The following is a 21,559-nucleotide window of genomic DNA, read 5'->3' as shown; positions in this document are numbered from 1 at the left end:
GCTTGAACTCGCGGCTGAATTTCCTTCTCTGCATTCCAAATCTCCAGTTCCGTTAAACACCTTATCTCGGCGTCCACGAAACCGGCAGCAGGCCAGACCTTCAAACTTCATGAGGGGTTTGTTGGCTCCTCAAACCCCACCATCCGGTAGTTCTTCAGCAACCTTCACGACTTGATAACTTGTTGAAAGTGCCTCGCCAAAGTGCTTTCGGCCACAAATGATCTTTCTCCTTTCGTCAGGTCGCAGATCGTTTAAGTCGAGTGATCCTTTGGTTTCCCGGACCAAATAAAGCCGCTCTTCATCGTTTTCTGGATCATCCATGACGATTGCCCAATCTGGATTGTAGCGCCCAATAGGCGTGTCGATGGTGAACCAGTGCGGCAGCTTGATGTAGAGTTTGACATTCACCATTTTCTCAAGGCTTTCGGCAAACGGCTTCTCGATGGTTGGGGAGTCCCACTTCACTCCATCGTAGAGATGCGTTCCGCCCACACCTGCGATCTCTTCGCTGGGTACGAGATAGTCCTCCCAAGTCTGAATTTCATCAGCGAAATGGGTCTGTTCATACCAAGTGCCGTCTTTCTCGTACTTGATCCCGTTGACCATTTGGTCCGCAAGTTTGGCTTTAAGGATATTGACGGCAGTGATCGCAAATTCGTGTGGATTTTCGGTGGCCTCGCAGCGTTTGGCTGTCTTCTGGAAAACTTCCAGCAGGGTGCGCCGTGACAATCGCATCGGGGGGGAAGTGTTCTCCATCATGCTTTCCATCACCTCGAATAGGTTCGGGAGCGGATAGCGACCTGCGAGGTCAACAGCGGTCTTTGCGCCGCTCAAGACGATTGGTTCAAAGAAGTCTTCGGCCTGATCGACCCGAATGTTGGCTTTTGAAACCGTGATGCGGGGCTTGCTGATGGTCGCTTCGTCAAGCTCGACGACGGTGTCGGCCACTAATTTCGCCGTGTCGATCTGCACGGAATACCGGGTCTTATGCTTGATCTTCTCCCACAGCTCCTTGAACTCTGGTTTGAGTAGGAAATGTTTGCGCAGCTTGATCGTCTTTCGCTTGCGCTGATTGGGCGGGGGCGGCGGGACGCCTTCTTTCCCGTATTCCCGCTCGATTTCGCTTTGCAGGGCCACGACAAACCGTTCGTAGGTTTCGCTGGCGATGACCGTCAGGACGTTGATCTGTTCGTCACGGATGCGATCACCATCCTGATTGACGGGAAGGCGCACACCGCGTCCGACCTGCTGACGGCGTTCGGTATCGCTGCCAACTTCGCGCATAGTGCAGATTTGAAAGACGTTCGGATTGTCCCAGCCTTCACGAAGCGCGGAATGCGAGAAGATGAACGCAACAGGTTCCTCAAAGGAAAGCAGACGCTCCTTCTCACGCATTATGAGGTTGAAGGCCTCGTCGTCCTGCTTGGTCTTGCCCGTGCTGTCCAAGACTTCCGTCTCGCCCGTCTTCTTTGTCTTGGTGGCGAAATAGGACTTCTGCACATCGTCGGCTTTTACGTCTTTCCATTCGTCGTACCGCTGTTTGATCTCGTCAAACGCCTTGACGAACATCAGCTTCAACTTGCCATCGTCGGGGGCGTAGTTGTCCACTTTATCGATGAAGAACAGCGACAAAACCTTGATGCCGTGTTCCTTCAAGCGGCGTTGGCGGCGAAAGTGCTCCTCGATGGTAAAGGCGATCTGCGCTTCGAAGATCGCATCGCGGTCGGAGCCTTGTTCGCCGCCAATGGCCAGCTCCTGACTGTTTGCGAAGCGGATGAAACCCGAACCGGGGTTGATCTCGTCCACGACAAAACCTTCGTATTCAGCGCGGCCAGTCTTTTCGACCAGACTATCGCCGCTTCGAACCGTGATAGGTTTTTCTTGAATCTTCCCGGTCGCCATGAGCTTGTGAACGCTCAGTTTGGCGCTTACGGTTCGCTTGGTTGCGTTCAGCTCTTCAACTCGCACGAACGGCAGGTTCTCATTGTCCTGCTGAACCACCGATGCAACCTCGATGCGCTTCACCAGACCTTGACGATAGGCATCGAACGGCGTCAGTCGATAGACCACGTTGTAGGCGTTGCGGTGGGTTGCACTGTAGCGCAGGGCGCAGATCGGATTGAGCGAGGCAATCGCGGAAACCGACAGATCGCTTTCCATGTTCTGCGGCTCGTCCAATATCAAGACAGGCCGTGTTTCTTGAAGCTGGTAGATCGGCGGGTCCAGCCCCTCGCGCGATTGGCGAATGACGGTTTCGGCGCGTTTGAAAGCGTCGATGGTCATCACCATGATCTCGATCCCGTCAGAGAGGGCGAACCCTGATGCCTGACTCTTGCGAGCGGAATCGTAGACGGTGAAGTGATACGGCGGCTTGCCGAACAGCTTGTCGAAGTGGGTCTTGGTCACTTCCAGCGTCTTTTTCACGCCTTCGCGCACGGCAACTGATGGCACGACGATGATGAACTTGCGCAGCCCGTAGGTTTCAAACAGGCGCAGCGCTGTGCGGATGTAGACATAGGTCTTCCCGGTGCCCGTCTCCATCTCGACCGAGAAGTTGGGGAAGGTGATATCTTCCTCGCCGCGCAGGGTCTCGACCTTGGCGGCCAGCGTTTCCAGCTTGTCGTCTTGGTCTAGCCCCCGGTTACCCTGCACCTTTTGAAGGTTGGCGAGGAGCTGGTCCGGGGTCAGGTCCAGCCGGTTTGGAACAACCTGAAAGGTCGCGCGGGTCGGCATAGTAAGCTGATTGCGCACGAAGGCCTGACCGTCGAACAAGCCAACGACGCTCTCGACCGCATCGACCTGATATTCCTGATCGCTGTCGAACTTGAACTTCATGGCCTCAGATCACCTTCAACCGGCATTGCAGGGCGAGGTTGGCGGCGAGCGTGTCGTCCAACGCCGTGTCGCGGCAGACGAACATGTCGTTCTTGGTCAGTCCCAAGGGGATGACGGCATCGAGCGTCAGGGCCTCGACCAAGCAGATAGTGAAGCTGCGATCTTCGTCCGACACGCGCCAGAAGGTCGGACCTGTACCGACGTCCAACTCTTCGATCTTGGCGATCAGGCTGTAGCCTTCGCGCAAGGCAACCTCCCAGATTACATCTTGGGTCTGCCAGCCGGGCGCGAGGCTGTCGGTGAAGGCTTCTAGCTGTGCTGCGTAGGCATCGGGGTCTTTGGCTCCGACGCCGGTCCAGCGTTTCAACGATGTCCCGGAAAGCTTGAAGACGCGGAGACCAAGGCCATCCCCGCCCATGTTCTCGATCACCTTTGTAATCCGTGCGCGGGCCACGTCAGCAATCGTCCCGAAGCCTGCCGCCAAAGCTGCCTTGCCGGTCTTGTCTTTCGGATCACAGGGTTCGGGCAGCTGAACGGTTATGAACCGCATGTCAGGATTGGTGTCGGCAGTAAGCGACAATACCGCTTCCGCACTTGATCCCGACCCGCCGAAGAAATCCATGACCAAGGGCTGTTCGGTACCGTTGCAGACATACTTGAACAGTCGAGCCAACTCCACAGAGTCCTTGGGGTTGTCGAAGACCTTTGCGTAGCCTCTTTTCTTTCCCCCGGCTGGGATTTGCATGAGGTCGCGAAGCGCGCGGACTGCGACCTGAGATTGCTTGTAGAAATAGGTACCCCGAACCTGGGTGGCCAGCTCAACATCATCATCGCCAGCTTCTTCATCAAGGTCGAGAGCCTCTTCCTCATCGAACTCATCAGCGATTGGGCGGAGGTGCGATTTCCTTATAGGAGGTTCGGTATGATCTTCGCGGAATTCAACGATGCCTTGCTTGATTCTCAGCTTCATTGTTTCGGGCTTTGAATATACCCAACCACGTTCGGGGACAGCGCAAGGCTTTCCCGTTTTGTCGTGGATGACGTCGTAGGTCGGCCCATCACCTCCAGGCCAAGATATGTTGTCGTCACGCCAAGGTCCGTGCTTGTCTACATTCTTGTAGCGGGCCCACTTTTTTGAGGGGTGCCCTTTCGGAAGCCCGCCAAACCATTCGTGCAGAGCATCACTTATTGTCTTGTCGTCTTCACCGTATCCGGCACGCAACTCGACATACTTGTCCCAGATTTCGCGCGCCCCCGGCTTTTCCTCGCGCCAGACTGTTCCGGCTTCTTTCAAGGCGGCAAGCGATTTTCCGTAAACGATGATGTATTCGTGACCGACCGAGAAAAGCTTGGCGTCGTTTTTCCGCCCCTTCTCCCATACGAGCTGCGCAATGAAGTTTTCTTCCCCGAACACCTCATCAGCAAGCCTACGTAGGTTCGGCTGCTCTTTGTCGTTGATGCTCATCATGATGACGCCTTCGTCAGCCAAGAACTGACGCGCCAGCGACAGCCGTGGATACATCATCGACAGCCAACCGGAATGCAGCCGCCCTGCCGTCTCTGTCTTACTGGTGGTGTCGTCACCGTCCTCAGTGCGCTGGCCGGTCAATTTCAGGTAGTGATCCAGCGGGTCCGCGAAGTTGTCGGGATAGATGAAGTCGTTGCCCGTGTTGTAGGGCGGGTCGATGTAGATCAGCTTCACCCGCCCAAAGTAGGACCGGTAGAGCACCTTGAGCACTTCAAGGTTCTCACCCTCGATAAAGACGTGCTGTGCGTCATCGAAGTTGGTGCTGTTGTCCGGGTCCGGGGCCAGCGTGGCGGAAGACGGCGCTTGCAGCATCGCCATCGCATCCCGCTTGCCCGCCCAGGTGAAGGTGAACCGCTCCGGCCCATCTGCCAACTTATCGCCCAATAGGACTTGCAGGGCCTCTATATCCAGCTTCCCGTCCGAAAACGCCTCGGGCACGGATGCCTTGAGGCGCTTCAATAGCTCGCCGCGCTGGTCCGGGGTTTCATGCTCGATCTGCTCAAGCTTCGGTCTGTCGGTCATCTTTGGCCTTCACGGCTTCGTCGCCGCTTGTCGAATTCGTTGCTTACTTCTCAAGACTGAGGGCGTCTGAGCGCTATGTCACAGATCCTAGCCCTTTAGGCTAGCTATAACGAGAAAGGCTTAGCTCAGTGTCGGCTTGCCGCCCGTGTGCAATTTCCGGGCCAGACGCAGCGAAAGTCCGCACCCCGCCCATCGGAGACCTTCAGGCAAGGTGCAGCGAAGGTCCGCTTTCCGCCCTTCCACGACCTTCGGTCTAGGCGCAGCGTAGGTCAGCTTCGCGCCTCCCCAGAACCTTAGTCAAAGCCGCAGCAAAGGCCCGGCGGAGCCTCGGCGAAAGGAGCGCCCGCGCGATGCCCCGCTTGGTTTCTGCAAAAGTCCCAACGGCGCGATGACGTCATCTGGTGCGCCTGCTGTCCAGGTTCTGCCGATCTCCTAAGTCTCGGCTAGCGGTGCGCGAGGCCATCCTCATCGCCAAAGATGACTGGCTGATGGAGTTCCTCGCCGTCCGAGCGCTACTCGTCGGATCCGCGGCCGTGGCGGGCGCGCGTGACTGGTTCCACCGCCGGCTGGGCGGAGATATCCTGCCCGCCGGCACCTGCCACGCTCGCCTGCGGGCCGAGACCGCACTCCTGACTCCGCTGACCACCGCAATCGCCCGGCTCGCTGCGCATGAGGGTTGCTTTGCTCGTCGCTCGATTGCTCAGCCTCAGATCACAGGCGCGAACGGCGCCCGGGACTCCAGGAGCGGCTGGATTTACATTGAGCTGCGGGTCGCCACAGGCCGCTCCAGCTGATGACCTCGACCGCCGCCTGGTGATGCAGTTTGGCCGATGCTCCGTATCGGCAGGGCTACTCGATCATTGCCCTGCCTATTCGAATGACGAGCGGTGCGGCAGCCTGCCCTACCAGGTCCGACGTAGCGTCGCCGCGAAGCTGCGCGATGGGCTGTAGTAATCTGCCGTTCCGCGTCCAACGACGTGCTGTTCGTCCAGGAGGTTGCTGACGTTCAGCGAAAGTGACGTCGTCTCGCCAAAGTCGATGCTGTATGCCGCATCGAGGGTCCAGGTCGCGTCGCTCTGCCCGTTGTTGTTCTCCAGGTTGAAATAGTATTCGCCGACATAGCGGGCGCCGACGCCGAAGGTCTGCGTTCCGAGCGCGCCAGCCGGAAGCGTATAGTTCGCCCAAATTGTCGCCGTCTGCTCCGGCACGGAAGCCAACTGGTTACCCGACACGTCGGTCCCGTCCCGCAGGGTGGACCGGGTAGCGATGGGGTCGATACGGGAATAGCCAGCGATCAAGTCGAGATTTTCCGTAAGTTCGGCCTTGGCCTCCAGCTCGAAGCCACGCACGCGCGTCTCACCCACCACCTCGCGCTCGATCGTGCCGTCGTCCTGAACGACCGCAACGGTCACGTTGTCGCGGTTCAGCTCGAATAGTGCGGCCGAAAAGATCGCGTTATAGCCGGTGGGGCTGTATTTTACGCCGGCCTCGTACTGGTCGCCCCGCTCCGGCTCAGTTCCAATGGTCGGCGGCGCGACGGATTCAACATAGCTGGCATAAGCTGAAATCACCTCGGTCGCCCGCCAAGTAAGCGCTCCGCGCATGGAGGTCTCGGAGAAATCGCCGGCGCTGTCGACCCCGAAGCTGGTGCTTTCTAGGTCCAGCCAGTCGTGCCGAACGCCGGCGGTGACGACGAAGCGGTCCGCGAAAGACAGGTTCTGCTGCAAGAAGGCGGAGCGAGCCGAGTAGTCGGTCTCGTCATCGGCGTAGAGGGTGAGATCGGTCGGCCCACCCGCATAGACTGGGTTTGAGATATCGATGGACGGCGCCAGTCCGTAGGCTGAGACGTTCGAAGTGGCTGCGTCCCGGAACTCCACACCAGCCAGGGTACTGCTGTCGAAACCCGCGAAGCTGCGATCGTACTGCAGGATCACGTTCCCGATCAGCTCCTCCGCCTCGCTGTCAGTGGTGATGAAGTAGCGCGAAACTTCGGTCCCGGCGCGACCGGCGAAGTCGGACAGATAGACGTACCCGTAATCGTCCGACAGATTGCTGTAGCGCAAGTTCGCCGCCAGATCGAAACCGCCGCCGAAGTCGTGCCGCAGAAAGGCGGAAAGCGTATCGCGATCGACGTTCTGGTAGTTGAAATCCGGCTCTCCGAAGAACAAGCCACGATCATACTGCCGGTCGAGCGGATAGCCGCCGCTATTCGGGGTCGCGTCACGCTCCAGATGGTCGAAGACAAGGCTAAAGGAGGTCGCTGAGGTCGGCTCCCAAGTCAGGCCGCCCATCATGAAGGTCTCGTCGTCCTCGGAGTTTTCGTATTCAAGCTCTCCGTCGCGGACCTGACCCGTAAAGCGCCATGCCAGCGTTTCACGGGCGTCGAGCGTGTCGCCAAAATCGAAACCGAGTTCGGCACGATCGAAGCTGCCGACGCTGCCGAAGATTTCTCCGAACCGGTCGAACCGCGGCATGCGTGTGACGAAATTGACCGAACCGCCAGGATCAGAGAAGCCGAAGAGCGTCGAGTTGGCCCCACGGATCACCTCGATCCGCTCGAAGGCAATCGGCGTCTCGCGCACGCCCCGCATGGTGCCGAGCGTCATCCCGTCGCGATAGGTCGTGGCTTGGTATCCCCGCACGAGGAAGTAGTCGTTGCGGTCGTCGGATCCGTAGTAATCGGTGTGCACGCCGGGGGTATACTGCAGCACCTCCTCGAGAGTCTCGGCGTCGCGCGCCTCCACCTCGGCGGCGGTGACGACCGACACGGAGGCAGGTGTGTCCTGTAAACTGGTGGCAATCTTGCCGCCGGTCCACAACTCCTGCGCGACTACTGAATATTCGTCGTTATCTGCGTCAATGACGGCGTTCACAATGATCGGCGAGAGCCGATAGGGGGGTTCGAACGTGTCCTCAAGGTTCTGCGCCGACACCGACGCGGGCAGGCCGATCAAGGCCGTACCCCCCAGGAGGACCGAGATGAGGCGGGCGCGGGGCCGGATAGAGGAGCTTCGGTCGATCATCTAAAGATACCTGAGTAAAAGAATCGTCATTAAGTTCTTGGCAAGGTTCCGACCCGGCGGCAACCCGCCTGCGACCGCTGGCCCACAAACAGAAACGAGCCGTGTCTTGACGAACAGGACCCTCAAGCCGGCACTTCAGCCCGCCCTCTCTGACATCCGGTGCCGGCCTTTTGGCAACATCATTGGCCGGCCGGAGGTCGGGTCGATTATGACCTCGCACCTAAGGCCGAAAACCGCTTGCAACATGGGGGCGGTGAAGACCGCTCCCGGCGGGCCCTCCGCATAGATATGTCCCGCTTTCATTGCCACGAGACGGTCCGCATAGCGGGCGGCGAGGTTGAGGTCGTGCAGGACCATCACCACGGTGATTCCGCGGGAAGCGTTCATGTCCATCAGCAGATCCAGCACCTCGATCTGGTGGGCCACATCGAGAAATGTCGTCGGCTCGTCCAGCAGCAGAAGCTCGGTCTCCTGCGCCAGAGCCATGGCGATCCACACCCGTTGGCGCTGTCCGCCCGACAGTGCATCGACGCTTCGCTCGGCTAGGTCGAGCGTGCCAGTTGCTTCCAGCGCGGTGGCCACCGCCGCATCGTCGCGCACGCTTTGCCGCGATAGAAAGCCTTGGTGTGGCCTCCGCCCTCGGGCGACAAGATCTGCTACGGTTATCCCCTCGGGGGCGAGTGGCGATTGCGGCAACAGGCCTAGAACGCGCGCCACGGAGCGGGTCGACCGGGTATGGATCGACTCTCCGTCCAGCAGAACCCGCCCTGCCTGAGGCATAATCAGCCGGGCCATGGTCTTGAGCAGAGTTGACTTGCCGCAGGCATTTGCGCCGATGATGGCGGTGACAGCCCCGGTCTCGACTGTCAGATCGACGCCATGCAGCACTTGCCGTCCATCATAGCCGGCAAAGAGCCCTTCAGCCATCAAGCGTGGCGGGCGTGGTCCGGACGACATCACAGTGCGGCCCCCCTGCGATTTACCCGGCCAATGAGATAGAGAAGATAAACTGCACCGAAGGCCCCAGTAACGATCCCGACCGGATAGCGGGAAGGCAGCAGGAACTGGCCCGCGTAATCGGCCAGGATCACAAGCGCGGCGCCTGTAAGCGCCGCTGGCAGCAACAACGACCGTCCTGAGCCCGTCAGCCGCGCAGTGATAGGCCCTGCTAGAAAGGCTACGAAAGAGATCGGCCCCGCCGCCGCCGTCGCGAAGCAGATCAGTCCTGTGGCCGTCAGCAGTACGACAAGACGCACGAGGCCGACCCGTACGCCTGTTGCTTGTGCCGCGTCGTCGCCGAGGCGGAGCGTTTCCAGATCTCGCGATGTCGCCAGCAGCGGCAGGCCGAGTAGAGGGAGAACGATCAACAGCGGCAGGACCTGCCCCCAACTGGCCGCATTCACACTGCCAGCAAGCCAGCGCAGCGCGTCCTGCAGACTCCACTCTGAGGCGCGGCTGAGCGTGTAGGTAATTACGCTCTGGAGCAGGGCGGCGATCCCGATCCCCATCAGGATCAAACGGGTACCGGCGGCCCCGTCTTTGTAAGCGAGCAGATAAATCAGGGTCGAAACACCTAGCCCGGCAGCAACCGCGAAAGCGGTGACCGCCGCGCCCGAAAGGCCAAAAAATACGATAGCTACACTAGCGGCCGCGCTCGCCCCATAGCTGATGCCGATGATGTCGGGACTGGCGAGCGGGTTGCGTAGGAGGGTTTGGAAGGCCGCGCCTGCGAGACCGAAGCACAGCCCCGCAAGAATGGCTAAAGTTGCTCGCGGGAGTCGGAGCCGCCCCACGGTGAAGCTGGCTCCGGGCACGTCCTCTCCCCGCAGCACCGCCAAAACCTGCACTGGCGGCGTGTAGCTTTGCCCCAGCACGAGTGTCAGGGCGAAGGCTGCCAGGACGATAGACGCCAGTGCCAGCAGGGTAGCCAGCCAGCGCCGCGAAGCGCGGCGGCGCAGGTCTCGTACGAGGGCGCTCCCCGGGCTTGGTTCCGGTGCTAGTCCCGGCGCCCTAGTCATAGGTCCCGGACCCGCTGCCGCCGAACAATGATGATGAAGATCGGCACACCGACCAAGGCCGTCACGATCCCCACCTCAAGCTCCGCTGGACGCACCAGAACGCGTCCCAGCACGTCCGCCGCCAACAAAAGGATCGCACCGCCGAAGGCCGAGAGCGGCAGGAGCCAGCGGTGATCGACGCCGATGATCAACCGGCACATATGCGGAACGGCCAAGCCCACGAAACCGATCGGCCCACAGATCGCCGTAGTCGCCCCGGCCAAGATGACCGCGCCGAGCGCAGAGACGGCCCGCGTTAAGGCAACGTTTTCTCCCACCCCAGCGGCAAGCTCGTCGCCCAGAGCGAGGGAGTTAAGGCGAGGCGCAGTCCAAGCTCCAAGCACGAACCCTAGCGCGAGAAACGGCGCCACTAGCCCGACGCGGTCCATCGTCACGCCGCCGACCCCACCGACCATCCAGTACTGCACCGAATTCGCGATGTCGTTCCGACCCAGGATCACCGCGTTCATCAGTGAGGCGAGCGCGACAGAAGTGGCCGTTCCCGCCAAAGCCAGTTTCAACGGCGTTGCGCCCCCCGGCCCTGCGGACCCGACGACATAGACAAAAGCCGCCGCTAGTGCCGCGCCGAGAATTGCGACCGCTACGTAGGTGACTGACAGAGCCATGCCGAACCAAGCGATCCCCAGCGTCACCGCAAAGGCCGCACCGGCATTGACGCCGAGGATTCCAGGATCGGCGAGCGGATTTCGTGTAATCGCCTGCATCACCGCCCCCGACAGGCCGAGCGCCGCCCCCCCTAAAGCCGCCATGATTGTGCGCGGGATACGTTTGGCGATGGCCGCCTGCGAGATGTTTTCGACCGACCCGCTCAGCCCCGCGAGGAGATCAGCCCCACTCACCACGCGCACTCCGATCACGATGGACAGCCCGCAGCAGGCAAGAACTCCGGCGAACCCGAGCGCCAGCCAGAAAGGCTTCGGGGGCATGGGCGGCGTGGACCGGTGCTCCACACCACTCCGCTTGACGCTAGCAATCACTCGGCGCCGCTGGCCGCTTCGGCGAGACGATCCACGAAGATGTCGAGCGTGTACTGCATGCCCAGCGGCGTAGGGTTCGCCGCCGCGCCGAGTGTGCCGCCGCCCAGCGTGACCATGCCGCCTTTGGCGACCACCGGCAGCTGCGCGGTCAGAGGATCGGCCTCGAGTGTATCTACGAGCTCCTGCCCGGCATAGGTAATACCGATATCCACGTCGTTGAGAAGGTCGATCCGCTCGGCCGAGACCGAGCCATTGTACTGGCCCGCTTCGCCAGCGTCGATCACCGCCTGAGGCAGCGTCAGGCCAAGCTCCTGAAGAAAGTCGACGCGCGGATCGGCGCCGGAATAGAAGCTGATCGTGCTGAGGTCGGTCGTGTCGACATGCGTGATGTACATCGCTGTCTTGCCCTCAAGCTCCGGATGGGCTGCAACCGCATCTGCGATATCCTGCTCAATGTCGGCGATCAGCGCTTCGCCCTCCTCTGTCATGCCTATGGCGGCAGCGCCCATCTCGATCATCTCTCGCCAGCTCGTCGTCCAGGCGGTCTCGGGATAGGCGATGGTCGGGGCTATTTCGTTGAGAAGAGTGTAATCATTTTCGCTGATACCAGAGTACATGGCGAGGATAACGTCCGGTTCCGTCGCGGCGACGGCCTCGAAATCGATACCGTCCCCTTCGTCGAACAGGGCCGGAACCTCGGCTCCCAGTTCCTCAAGGGCCTCGGCGACCCAGGGCATTAGCCCATCGCCGTCCTCGTCGCCCCATGTGCTTTGGACGAAGCCAACCGGCACGACGCCGAGCGCCAGCGGCACCTCGTGATTACCCCAGTTCACTGTTGCGATGCGCTCCGGTGCAGCTTCGATCGTGGTGTTACCGAAGGCATGTTTGATTGTAACAGGAAATCTGCCGTCCTGTGCCTGCGATACGCCTGCAGCCCCGATTGCGACCCCGCTAACAGCCGTACCGACGAAGATCCGTGTTAGAAGCATGTGTGTCCTCGTAGTGCGTCAGGGCCAGATCAGCCGCGCTTCCGGTACCCGTAGCATGTCGACAATTTTGGTCAACAACATGCTTTCCATCCTTGGCACGAGTCCATGAGCTCTCAACCGAAAATCCGGATAGTCGTAAGGGCCTCTGGCTGCTGCATGCTGGTCTCCCAGTACGAGGAGGTTATGACCTGAGACCCAACTCTCGTCCGGCCAATCGGAGAACCCGCAGTTTGAATTTTGGGGCTACGCGGCGCGCATTCCCAATTCCGTCATTGCCATGAATTCAGCCGGGATCTTGGTCCCAAGGCCGGAGTGCAGGCTGTGGTGGTTGTAGTCGTCCTGCTAGGCGTGAATCTGCTGCCGGGCCTTGCCCAGGGTCGAGAACAGTGTCTCGTTCAAGAGCTCGTCACGAAGCCGCTCGTTGAAGCTCTCGACGGCGTGTGGTGAACCGCCACCGGTCCAAGGCCACTGCGAGCGTTTTGCGCCGGCTTGCCGGGGGCAATGTAGTGCCACTCGAAATCGGTGCTCTGGAACCACGACAGGATCGCCATCGAGGTCAATCTCACCCCGTGCTTGCGGCAGACATCGGCCGCCGCCATGCCGTCCACGCGGTGCGTCGACCCTCTTCCTTCAACATTGCGATGATCTGCTCCTCGCTGAACCTCGATTGCTTTGTCGTCCGCCTCCTCGGTTGGAGCGGGTTCTACCTCAAACTGGAGAAGGATGCGGGGCTCAGGTCATGTGAACCGAGGCCAAGCTGAGCCGTCGCGCCGTTCGCCTCGAAAAAATCCTGATGGTCAGGCAAATACTTGACTAAAACAGTAAGCTCGCTTAGGGCCCTTGTGTGCGAGTGCCGGATCCCGGCCTCTAGAATGGCCAGCGTCGAAGCAAGCCCTCCCCAAAACCTACAGGAAACACCCATGCCCAACCGCATCACGCGCGGTGGCAGGCTTGCGCTTCCGGTTGCCTTGTCGATGGCCCTTCCGGCCACCGCGCAACAGACCGGCGCCGTCGAGCTGCCTCCCATCATCGTCCAGAGCAAACGCAATGTCGCCACCGACTCTGCCGCCTCGGTTACCCAGATCGACGGGGAAGAGATCGCCGACCGAGTTCCCGATACCATCGCCGAGATCGTCGACTCGGTCCCCGGCGTCACGCTGGTCAATGGCGGAACCCCGTCCGGGTCGGGTATCAACATCCGCGGCTTCGGCGCCAACGGCACCTATGGCACGGACCAGAAGGTGCTGATCCAGATCGACGGCGCCAGCGTCGGGTCCGAGGAACTGTACCGGATTGGCACGCAACTCTACACCGACCCCGCGCTGTTCCGCGAGGTGGAGGTGGTGCGCGGCATCGCCGGCACCCTCGAATACGGCTCCGGCGCGGTGGGCGGGCTGGTCCGTCTCGACACAATCGACGCGTCGGACCTGACGGGCGGTGACGTCGGATACCGCATCCGGCAGGGCCTGCAATACTCGAGCAACGGGGACGGTCTGACCAGCAGCACGACACTGGGCTGGCAACTGAGCGACCGCTGGGAATTCCTCGCGAACTACACCTGGCGCGAGCAGGACGATCAGGACGACGGCAGCGGCACGACGATCAACAACTCCGCCTCCGCAACGCCGTCTTCCCTGTTCAAGATTCGCGGTCAGATCACGCCGGACCAGTCGTTGACGCTGACCTACACCGAGACGTCGGCGTCGGATCGCGACGTGCCTTATGACAGCTTCAGCACCGTAGGCGGCGCCTTCGGCAACGTCGATCGCGACATCGACAGCAGCACCGCCGCGCTAACCTGGGATTACGACCCGGCCTCGCCGCTGGTTCAGATGCAGGTGCAGCTGACCTACGCCAGCCAGACCATCGACCAACAGTATATAGAAGGCAGTTCCGCCTTTGCGCCGCCGGGCGGCTATGACGTGGTGAACGCGGACCACGACTACGAGACGACCAAGCTGACGGTGCGCAACACCGCCCAGTTGACTACCGGCGCGGTCGGACACGATCTGCGCACGGCGGTCGAGCTGTCGCGCCGTGACCGGCTGGACGCGAACTCCGCTCCCGGCGGGCAGGACGATCGCATTGCGCTCTTTGCCGTGGACGACATGCGGTTCGGAAGCGGCACGACGCTGACGCCCGCCCTGCGCTACGAAAGCCAGAGAGTCGGCAACGACGCGGCCGGCGATTTCGACAATGACGCGCTGATGGGCGCGCTGACGGTCCTGCAGGAGGTCGGCGGCGGCGTCTCGGTCTTCGCCAGTGCCGCCTATACCGAAAGCCTGCCGATCATCGACGACCTCGACCCGGCTAGCGCCAACTTCCCCGTCTACATGGAGACGTCGGAAAAGGCGCGCACGTTCGAGGTCGGCGCGTCGTGGGATCGGGGCAGCCTGTTGTCGAGCGGCGACCAGCTGGAGATCAGAGCGAACGCCTACACGACCGCGCTGTGGGACGTGACCTCATACAGCGGCGTCACCGGCGTCGATCTGGACGGCTTTGAGCTTGAAGCGTCCTACAGCCACGGTTCGGGTTTCTATGTCGACCTCAACGGCAACATTCAGGATGGCAAGGCACGGGACAGCGAAGAGCTATGGCGCGGCATTCCGGCCGACGACCTGCGGGTGACTCTGGGCAAGCGCTGGGGCGAGGCGCTGGACGTGAGCTGGGAGGTTCATGCGGCAGCCGAGGTGGAGGACGCGGCCGTGACCAGCCCCGGCTATGCAGTTCACAACCTGCGCGCCACGTGGCGGCCCGAACTTGGCAGCCACGGTGATGACCTCGAGGTGCGGCTGGCGGTCGAGAACGCCTTCGACCGGGACTACACCCCGCACCTCGCGACACGGCCAGCCGAGGGGCGAAACATCCTCGTCGGTCTGACCAAGACGTTCTGATCGGAGATCCGGGCAGGGGGTTCCCTCGCCTTGCCCGAATTGCGGACCATGCCCCGCAGCAGCGGCCCCGTCCCCACGGCGGGGTCGCAAGCGTTTTGGACAGCGGGTTTGGGGAGCGTTGCGGGCTTCCTGCGGCTGCCGCGGGCGAGCCCTGTCGGACCTACCAGGTCCGGCGGATCATGCCGCGCGATACGCGGAACCGGGCACGGGCCGACGACCCGGAGGCTCGCCCTCAGGACAGGCCGGCCTCGGCCCCTTGCGGCAGGATCCAGCGGCCGGTGACCGGCGCGTGGTTCGTCCTCAGGCGGCAGTCGTAGGCGCGGGACAGGGCGGCGTCGGTCAGCACATCATCCGGGCTGCCAAACCCCGTGATGAGGCCCTGTTCCATCAGCGCGACGCTGCTGGCGAACATCGCCGTCAGGTTCAGATCATGCATCACCGCGATAACGCCCCCGCCCGCGCGCGCGAAGTCCCGCGCGACCTGCATCACCTGAAGCTGGTGCCCGATATCGAGGCTCGACACCGGCTCGTCCAGGAACATCCAGCGTGGCGCGCCATGGGCCACCGGTTCCCAGATCTGAACGAGCACGCGGGCCAAATGGACACGCTGCTTCTCGCCGCCCGAGAGCTGCTGATACAGCCGCCCTTCGAAGCCCGGCAGGCCAACCCGTCGCAACGCCTTGCCAGGAAGGTCGGCGCGCGCCGCGCCCAAGCCCGCGGCAAGTCCCAGCCGCACCACCTCGAGCACGGTAAAGGGAAAGGCCAGCGCCGTCGCCTGCGGCAGCACCGCCCGCATGGCGGCAAGCTGCCAAGGGCGCAGGCGGTCCACATCCTGGCCGTTCAGCCGGATCTGCCCGTCATGATCCACCTCGCCGGTCAGGGCGCGCAGCAGGGTCGTCTTGCCGGACCCATTCGGGCCGACGATCGCTGTCACCTCTCCGGGGCGGGCGAACAGGTCGATGCCGCGCAAGATCTCGCGCCAGCCAAGCGTGACGCGGATGCCGGTTGCCTCCAGCATCACAGGTCCATCACAGCGCGGTTGCGCAGCAGGATCCACATGAAGAACGGCCCGCCCAGCGTGGCGGTGACGATGCCGATCGGCAGTTCTGCCGGGGCGATGACGGTGCGGGCGATGCCATCCGCCAAAAGCAGCAGAAGCGCACCAAGCAGCGCGGCATTCGGCAACAGGTAGCGGTGATCCGGCCCCTGCATCAGGCGCAGAAGGTGCGGCACGACGATGCCGATGAAGCCGATGCCGCCCGTCACCGAGACCGAGGCGCCGACCGCTGCGGCCACCGTCAGGATCGCGATGGTCTTCATCCGCTGCACCGGCACGCCCAGATGCGCAGCCGCTGCCTCGCCCAGTGCCAGCGCGTTGAGGGCGCGGGCGAGGAAGGGCGCCGCGGCCAGCGCGGCCAAGATCAGCGGGGCCGCCAGCATCACCCGGCTCCAGTTCGCGCCGGCAAGCGATCCCATCCCCCAGAAGGTCAGGTCGCGCAGCTGCTGGTCGGTGGCGCGGTAGACGATGATTCCAGTTAACGCGCCGGTCAGCGCGGCCAGCGCGATCCCCGCCAGCAGCATCGTGGCAACCGATGTGCGCCCCTGACGGGTGGCGATGGCATAAAGAAGCAAGGTCGAGGTCCAGCCGCCGGCGAAGGCGGCCGCGGGCACCAGCCACAGCCCCAGCCATCCGGTGAGAAGAGCGGGCAGCGCTCCGGCCAGAACGATGCCGGAGACCGCGCCGAGCCCCGCCCCGGCACTGACCCCGACAAGCCCGGGATCCGCCAGCGGGTTGCGGAACAGGCCTTGCATCACCGCCCCGGTAACCGCGAGCGCCGCTCCCACCAGCACGCCCAGCACCATCCGCGGCATCCGCACGCCCCACACGATCACCCTGTCGCGCAGCTCGGCCTCCGCGAGCCCGAACCGGGACAGAAGCGCCGGAAGAGCGCGCGTGTCGTCCGCCGCGCCCCAGCCGAGGCTTGCTAGGGCCACCAGAACAAGGGCGGCGCATAGGGCAGCCGTCAGCAGGCGCGCTCGATCGGTGCGGTCGCCCGCGATTGCCTCGACCGCGGCGCGCCCACGCCGACGTGGTTGCCGAACCTGCTCCAGCAGCGACATGTCACGGTGTCCCGAACAGGGCGTCGTGCAGGTCGCGCGCCGCCTCCGGCGTCCGTGGTCCGAAGCCAAGCGCCCAGTCCGGCACGCGCACCACGCGCCCGGCCTGCCCGGCGGGCGTCGCCGTCACTGCGGGGATCGTCAGCACCGCCTCGTCCGCGAGCGAATGGTCGCCGGTCGAATCCATCATCAGGATCGCGTCCGGCGCCGCCTCGATCAGCGCCTCGTCGGTGATCAGCTTGTAGCCCCCGAACGCCGAGCCCATCACGTTCGTGCCGCCGGCCAGCGACAGGAGTCCGTCGGCGCCGGTGCCGCTGCCCGCGACGTTCAGCCGGCCGCCGTCCACCGACAGCACGAACAGCACGCGAAGCGCGTCAGGGCGCGCCTCCACACCCTGCCGAAGCGCCGCGAACTGCGCCTCGATCCGCTGCGCCATCGCCTCGGCGGCGTCCGCCTCTCCTAAAGCGTCGCCCACCATGCGCACGGCTTCGGACACGCCTTCGGCGTCGAAGCGGTCCGGCACCAGAACCACCGGGATCCCGGCCTCTCCGAGCACCTGCATCGTCTCTGGCGGGCCCGAGGTTTCGCGGGCGAGGATCAGGTCCGGCCCGACCGACAGCACCCCTTCGGGCGACAGCTGCCGCATGTAACCGACATCGGGTAGATCGGTCGCGGCCTCGGGATAGGTCGAGGTCGTGTCGCGCGCCACTAGCCGGTTCTGCTGGCCGAGCGCATAGACGATTTCGGTTATCGGCCCGCCGATCGAGACGATCTGCCGGGTGTCGGGATACTGCTCTGCCCCGGCGCGTCCCGCCGCGAGAAGGGCAAGGACTGCAAGAACCGCGCGGCGCCTCATGCCGGCACCTCGGCCGCGTCGGGCAGCTCGGCGACGAGCCGCGCCCAGCTTTCGGTATGATCCTCGGTTTCGTTGCGCTTGCCGAAGATCTGGTACAGCAGCGTGCCGTCCTTATCGAACGCCTCGACCGACAGAGCCGGCCCCCGGCGCGTCGGCTTTTCCACCGCCCAGACTTCCGCCACGCGGTCGGCCCTAAGGTGCAGGTTGAAGCGCGGGTCCAGCACGTTGATCCACGGGCCGGACGGCACGATCCGTTCGACCGGACCCCAGTGGATCTGGATGCAGCCGCGATTGCCGACGAACAGGATGACCTCCTGCCCGGTCTCGGCCAGCCGGCGCAGCAGGTCGCCGGACAGCCGCGGATCGAGTGCCCGCACGAAGGGCGCGCCGACGCCGCGATAGGCGCCGAGACGATTCATCCCTAGGCGCCCTGTCAGCCGCATGAACTGATGCGTGTCCGTCATCCGGCGCCACGCCTCGCGCAGCTCGTCCAGCTTTTCGGGATTGGTCCGCAACTCCTCGGCCGGCTTGCGCGGGTCGGCCGCGAAACCGTCGTCCTGAAGGTCCAGCCGCAGCGTGTCGATCAGCCGCTGGAAGGCCCCCACGTCCGACCCCTCCCGCAGATGCACCTTGTGCACCGCGTCGCCGGCGGCGTCGAAGACCTGCACGCTGCGCGTCGTTCCCCGCTCGGTCTGCCGCGTCACGGCGAAGGCGTGGCACCAATGGGCGGGAAACAGGCGCAGGTCGATCTCGGGCCCGAACACACCTGCGGCGTGGTTGCCGGGCCGGAAGTCCAGATACCGCCCTACCCGTTCATGCACGGTGCTGTCGTTGCGGGTCAGCGCCATGACCTCGCCCAACTCCTGAACCGCCGGGATCAGCCGGTCGACGCCGGAGTCGATGCGGACCACGTCGGCGCCGGTTTGGGCGGCAAGAAGGGCCGCCTCCGTCACACCCAGTTCGGCTGCCAGGTCGCGGTCGCGCAAAGTGCTTGAGAGGCGTGCCGCACGCAGTGCGGCGGGGGTATTGTTGGTCATCAGCTCTACCTTGTTAAGGCACGTGCGACTGGCGGAGCTGCTGGCGACGCGATTCGATCAACGTCTACGCGCCTCGCCGCGCCGTCGCAAGCGGTGTGGCCCTGGCCGGCGCAGAGCGGCCTCTCATCCGGCACGCCATTCGCATCAGGCTGATACCTCCGGCAAAGAAAGCCGATATTAGATGAGCCGCCCGCTCGCGCCGTTTGCGGCAAGGGCGAGCGGCATAACACCCGCGCACCGAGGAAGAACCACACGCGCATCAGACGTTGAGAAGTTCGCGATGCGAAAATCTTCGCAGTGAGATGCTCCGCGAGGCACAAATGATCGGATTGGTAAAGTAGCACGGCAGCAATGCCTTCGTCTGCAAACGGCAGCTATGGACGGGGAGCGGCGGCGCATCTGGGGGAGCCAGGCGCTTTCGTCCCGCAGCGTCAGACGTCGACCAGCGGACTCGCCGATTGGCCGGAGGAGAGTCGGGTCTTAGGTCGCAGGGCCTCTCGACACCACACATGCTTGACCGGTCCCATACCGAAGGTGGTCGGACGCTGCCGCTTCGCCTCCCCCCTCTTACTCCACCAAGTGGGCTTTTTTCCTGAAATAGCCGCGCACGAAAAGAAAGGTTGGATGCGCGGTCACCGCGAGGTTGCCCAGATTTTCAGACCACCCCCGGTCCCCCGCGCAGCGGGGCCGCGGGAGGCCCTGCCCCTGCCGCCGCCGCTACCACCGGCACGCCCACCGCGCTCGGAAGGGCCGGCACTGCCAGTCCGGCTGGCTCGCTTGCCTGCCGCCGGCGCCCGCCGCTCCTGGTCACACCTCCTCTTCCGCCGGCCAGCTGGCGCGGGTGCCGTAGAAGGCCGCCGCCATCCGCGGGCGCGGGGCCGGGCCCGAGAGCCGGTCGAGGGCCGCGGCAAGCGCTGCCGTCGCCGCCTGCACCGTGGCGCCGCCCAGGCCCCAGTTGTGCTTCTTCAGCAGGCCCGAGATCGTCAGCCCCTCGACGAAGACGCCGTCGACCAGCTGCCGGTCGCTGATCGCCCGCCGCGGCTTGGCGTCCGCGCCCCGCTTCGAGGGGCGGACCCGCCGGATCGGCATCGCCACCCCGTCGCCGATCCGGCGCTGCAGCGCCACCAGCCGCCGCCGCTCTTCCAGCCGCGCCTCGTTCACGTCGCCGCCGCGCGCGCCGACAGAGCGACCGCCGGTCATCTCCATCGAGGAGCCGCGCATGTCGCTGGCCTCGCAGCGCTCGAAGAGCGCGGCGTAGTGCCGGCCCATCTCCACCTGCGCCGGTGTCAGCGCCACCTTGGTCTTCTTCTGCGCCGCTTGGTGCGCCATCACGTCCACGGCGTCGGCGCGCCGCATCGTCTGCCGCCCGCGGTAGCCGATGGGCTGCAGCTCGAAGCCCGTCTCTCCCGTCGGACACATCCCCTGCATCGTCACCACGCGCACGGCGCCGCGGGCGGGCGCCTCGGGCGCGGCATCGCCGGTGCTGACCGGCACAGCGCCCGCGGCGCGCACCAGCCGCATCCGCTCCGCCTCGGGCAGCCGGCCCCAGGCGGCGCGGCGGGCGCGGGCGATCGAGCCCATCTCGTCCACCAGCGCCTGCTGCTCTGCCTTCGGCAGCGCTTCCAGCGCCGCGCGGCCGTCGCCGATGATCTCTGCCAGCCTGTCCTTCATCGGGTCATCTCCTCTGCCGTCCGTGTCGGTCGTGTCGTGTCTTGCGCGGGACGGGCCTGCGGTGCCGCCCCTGTCCCTTGTGCTGTCGCCGCAGACCCCGCCGTGCGGTCCTGCGCCTGCTTCTCGCGCTGCACGCGCGCGACCAGCGCCTCGACGCGGGCAAGCGTGCTGCGGTACCAGCGCTCCCACTCCAAATCCTGCGCGTCGTTGCGCACCTCCCGCGCCCGGCGGTCCGAGATCACCTCGAGCCGCCGGTGGTTCTGCTGGGCCCGCTGCGCCACCATGGCCCGGGCCTGCGGCGTCAGCGGCGGCGCCTTCTTCTTCTCGAACCAGAGGAAGGTCTCGACCAGCGTGCCGGCCTCCACCGCCCGCGGCCCCTCGACCGAGCGGAACCAGCGCACCAGCGCCGGCACCTCCTCGAGCGGGCGCGGCTGGACGATCTCCGCGAAGCCGCGGAAGGTCGCGAGGTCGGGCCAGAAGCAGCGGGCCGCTCCCTCGCCCTTGGAGGCGAGCATGCCGCGCAGGGCGGAGAGGCTGGCGTCGCTCATGTAGCCCAGCTCGTCCGCCAGGGCGTCGAGGCTGCGGCGCGCCTCCCCCGCATCGGTCCCCCGCCTAAAGCGGAAGCCGAGCGGCACCAGCAGCAGGCGCCGGACGCGGTCCCGGTTGCTCTCCTCGGGCTGCTGCGCGCCCTCGGTAGCCGTGCCGGGCTGGCTGCCCTGCTCCGGCCCTGCGGGCTGCTGGCGTCCCTCTAAGCCTTGCGCCGGCGCTTCGGGCTGCTGCAGGGCCTCTCGCCTCTCTGCGCCCTTCCGCTGCTCCCCGTTCTGCTGCCGGGTCTCTGGTGCTGCCATCATGGCCCTCACCTCCTTCTCTGCGCCTGCTGGAGTTATCCACAGGCTCACCCTCTGGGTTCTGTCCGCTGTCCTTGTCCTTCTCTTCTCTTTCTTCTCTCAGAGCGGACTGTCCGAAACTGGCCGGACTTGTCCGATCCGTCCGTGGACATGTCCGGACACACCGGGACAGATCAGGACAGA

The 21,559-nt window shown here is 64.0% G+C and carries 15 protein-coding genes and 1 pseudogene; 2 read left to right on the top strand and 14 right to left on the bottom strand.

What is annotated here, in order from left to right:
- Positions 1 to 129: 129 nt before the first annotated feature.
- Complete coding sequence (locus DFP88_RS15160; protein WP_110815540.1) at positions 130 to 2,835, bottom strand: restriction endonuclease; 2,706 nt, start codon at positions 2,833 to 2,835, stop codon at positions 130 to 132.
- Positions 2,836 to 2,839: 4 nt separating this feature from the next.
- On the bottom strand, positions 2,840 to 4,885 hold the full coding sequence (locus tag DFP88_RS15155) for a site-specific DNA-methyltransferase (protein ID WP_110815539.1): 2,046 nt from the start codon (positions 4,883 to 4,885) through the stop codon (positions 2,840 to 2,842).
- 449 nt (positions 4,886 to 5,334) lie between these two features.
- On the opposite strand from DFP88_RS15155, the gene DFP88_RS15150 reads away from it, so the two are divergent.
- Positions 5,335 to 5,679 carry a hypothetical protein gene (locus DFP88_RS15150; RefSeq protein ID WP_146227526.1) on the top strand — a complete coding sequence of 115 codons (345 nt, stop codon included), beginning with the start codon at positions 5,335 to 5,337 and terminating at the stop codon, positions 5,677 to 5,679.
- A gap of 108 nt (positions 5,680 to 5,787) precedes the next feature.
- Here the strand turns inward: DFP88_RS15150 and DFP88_RS15145 are convergent, their stop codons facing one another.
- From DFP88_RS15145 to DFP88_RS17380, 6 genes and pseudogenes are all read right to left on the bottom strand, one after another.
- Positions 5,788 to 7,908: a TonB-dependent siderophore receptor gene (locus DFP88_RS15145; RefSeq protein ID WP_110815537.1), complete on the bottom strand. Its 2,121-nt coding sequence runs from the start codon at positions 7,906 to 7,908 to the stop codon at positions 5,788 to 5,790.
- A 135-nt stretch (positions 7,909 to 8,043) separates the two neighbouring features.
- Positions 8,044 to 8,835 carry an ABC transporter ATP-binding protein gene (locus tag DFP88_RS15140; RefSeq protein WP_181418675.1) on the bottom strand — a complete coding sequence of 264 codons (792 nt, stop codon included), beginning with the start codon at positions 8,833 to 8,835 and terminating at the stop codon, positions 8,044 to 8,046.
- Between the two features lie 29 nt (positions 8,836 to 8,864).
- The gene (locus tag DFP88_RS15135; RefSeq protein WP_110815535.1) at positions 8,865 to 9,926 is read right to left on the bottom strand and encodes a FecCD family ABC transporter permease; all 1,062 of its coding nucleotides are present in this window, start codon (positions 9,924 to 9,926) and stop codon (positions 8,865 to 8,867) included.
- Positions 9,923 to 10,912: a FecCD family ABC transporter permease gene (locus DFP88_RS15130; protein WP_110815554.1), complete on the bottom strand. Its 990-nt coding sequence runs from the start codon at positions 10,910 to 10,912 to the stop codon at positions 9,923 to 9,925. The genes DFP88_RS15135 and DFP88_RS15130 overlap by 4 nt, the downstream gene beginning before the upstream one ends.
- Before the next feature lie 47 nt (positions 10,913 to 10,959).
- Positions 10,960 to 11,952 carry an iron-siderophore ABC transporter substrate-binding protein gene (locus DFP88_RS15125; RefSeq protein ID WP_110815534.1) on the bottom strand — a complete coding sequence of 331 codons (993 nt, stop codon included), beginning with the start codon at positions 11,950 to 11,952 and terminating at the stop codon, positions 10,960 to 10,962.
- Positions 11,953 to 12,225: 273 nt separating this feature from the next.
- Positions 12,226 to 12,467 (bottom strand): annotated as a pseudogene (locus DFP88_RS17380) (integrase core domain-containing protein); the annotation flags it as partial.
- Positions 12,468 to 12,872: 405 nt separating this feature from the next.
- Here DFP88_RS17380 and DFP88_RS15115 point away from each other — a divergent pair.
- The gene (locus DFP88_RS15115; protein ID WP_110815533.1) at positions 12,873 to 14,846 is read left to right on the top strand and encodes a TonB-dependent receptor domain-containing protein; all 1,974 of its coding nucleotides are present in this window, start codon (positions 12,873 to 12,875) and stop codon (positions 14,844 to 14,846) included.
- Positions 14,847 to 15,078: 232 nt separating this feature from the next.
- Here DFP88_RS15115 and DFP88_RS15110 read toward each other — a convergent pair whose 3' ends face one another.
- The 6 genes from DFP88_RS15110 to DFP88_RS15085 form a co-directional block, all read right to left on the bottom strand.
- Complete coding sequence (locus DFP88_RS15110) at positions 15,079 to 15,864, bottom strand: heme ABC transporter ATP-binding protein (protein ID WP_110815532.1); 786 nt, start codon at positions 15,862 to 15,864, stop codon at positions 15,079 to 15,081.
- Positions 15,864 to 16,967: a FecCD family ABC transporter permease gene (locus DFP88_RS15105; protein ID WP_110815531.1), complete on the bottom strand. Its 1,104-nt coding sequence runs from the start codon at positions 16,965 to 16,967 to the stop codon at positions 15,864 to 15,866. Before DFP88_RS15105 ends, DFP88_RS15110 begins: the two co-directional genes overlap by 1 nt.
- A gap of 1 nt (position 16,968) precedes the next feature.
- Positions 16,969 to 17,820, bottom strand: coding sequence for a heme/hemin ABC transporter substrate-binding protein (locus DFP88_RS15100; protein WP_110815530.1), 852 nt, complete (start codon positions 17,818 to 17,820; stop codon positions 16,969 to 16,971).
- The gene (locus DFP88_RS15095) at positions 17,817 to 18,857 is read right to left on the bottom strand and encodes a hemin-degrading factor (RefSeq protein WP_110815529.1); all 1,041 of its coding nucleotides are present in this window, start codon (positions 18,855 to 18,857) and stop codon (positions 17,817 to 17,819) included. Before DFP88_RS15095 ends, DFP88_RS15100 begins: the two co-directional genes overlap by 4 nt.
- Positions 18,858 to 19,664: 807 nt before the next feature.
- The gene (locus tag DFP88_RS15090; RefSeq protein WP_245904840.1) at positions 19,665 to 20,528 is read right to left on the bottom strand and encodes a hypothetical protein; all 864 of its coding nucleotides are present in this window, start codon (positions 20,526 to 20,528) and stop codon (positions 19,665 to 19,667) included.
- Entirely contained in the window at positions 20,525 to 21,379 is an 855-nt protein-coding gene (locus DFP88_RS15085) for an amidohydrolase family protein (protein ID WP_110815528.1), read from the bottom strand. Before DFP88_RS15085 ends, DFP88_RS15090 begins: the two co-directional genes overlap by 4 nt.
- Positions 21,380 to 21,559 lie beyond the last annotated feature (180 nt).

It is taken from the genome of Pseudoroseicyclus aestuarii, assembly GCF_003217255.1.
In the GTDB taxonomy this organism is placed as follows: Bacteria; Pseudomonadota; Alphaproteobacteria; order Rhodobacterales; family Rhodobacteraceae; genus Pseudoroseicyclus; species Pseudoroseicyclus aestuarii.
Note: the sequence above shows the minus strand (reverse complement) of the source record. Positions and strands in the feature narration are given on the sequence as shown.

Bases quoted from the DNA above. Each gene is read 5' to 3' on its own strand.
- DFP88_RS15160 (WP_110815540.1), bottom strand. From the start codon at position 2,835: ATGAAGTTCAAGTTCGACAGCGATCAGGAATATCAGGTCGATGCGGTC.
- DFP88_RS15155 (WP_110815539.1), bottom strand. From the start codon at position 4,885: ATGACCGACAGACCGAAGCTTGAGCAGATCGAGCATGAAACCCCGGAC.
- DFP88_RS15145 (WP_110815537.1), bottom strand. From the start codon at position 7,908: ATGATCGACCGAAGCTCCTCTATCCGGCCCCGCGCCCGCCTCATCTCG.
- DFP88_RS15140 (WP_181418675.1), bottom strand. From the start codon at position 8,835: ATGGCTGAAGGGCTCTTTGCCGGCTATGATGGACGGCAAGTGCTGCAT.
- DFP88_RS15135 (WP_110815535.1), bottom strand. From the start codon at position 9,926: ATGACTAGGGCGCCGGGACTAGCACCGGAACCAAGCCCGGGGAGCGCC.
- DFP88_RS15130 (WP_110815554.1), bottom strand. From the start codon at position 10,912: ATGCCCCCGAAGCCTTTCTGGCTGGCGCTCGGGTTCGCCGGAGTTCTT.
- DFP88_RS15125 (WP_110815534.1), bottom strand. From the start codon at position 11,952: ATGCTTCTAACACGGATCTTCGTCGGTACGGCTGTTAGCGGGGTCGCA.
- DFP88_RS15115 (WP_110815533.1), top strand. From the start codon at position 12,873: ATGCCCAACCGCATCACGCGCGGTGGCAGGCTTGCGCTTCCGGTTGCC.
- DFP88_RS15110 (WP_110815532.1), bottom strand. From the start codon at position 15,864: ATGCTGGAGGCAACCGGCATCCGCGTCACGCTTGGCTGGCGCGAGATC.
- DFP88_RS15105 (WP_110815531.1), bottom strand. From the start codon at position 16,967: ATGTCGCTGCTGGAGCAGGTTCGGCAACCACGTCGGCGTGGGCGCGCC.
- DFP88_RS15100 (WP_110815530.1), bottom strand. From the start codon at position 17,820: ATGAGGCGCCGCGCGGTTCTTGCAGTCCTTGCCCTTCTCGCGGCGGGA.
- DFP88_RS15095 (WP_110815529.1), bottom strand. From the start codon at position 18,857: ATGACCAACAATACCCCCGCCGCACTGCGTGCGGCACGCCTCTCAAGC.
- DFP88_RS15090 (WP_245904840.1), bottom strand. From the start codon at position 20,528: ATGAAGGACAGGCTGGCAGAGATCATCGGCGACGGCCGCGCGGCGCTG.
- DFP88_RS15085 (WP_110815528.1), bottom strand. From the start codon at position 21,379: ATGATGGCAGCACCAGAGACCCGGCAGCAGAACGGGGAGCAGCGGAAG.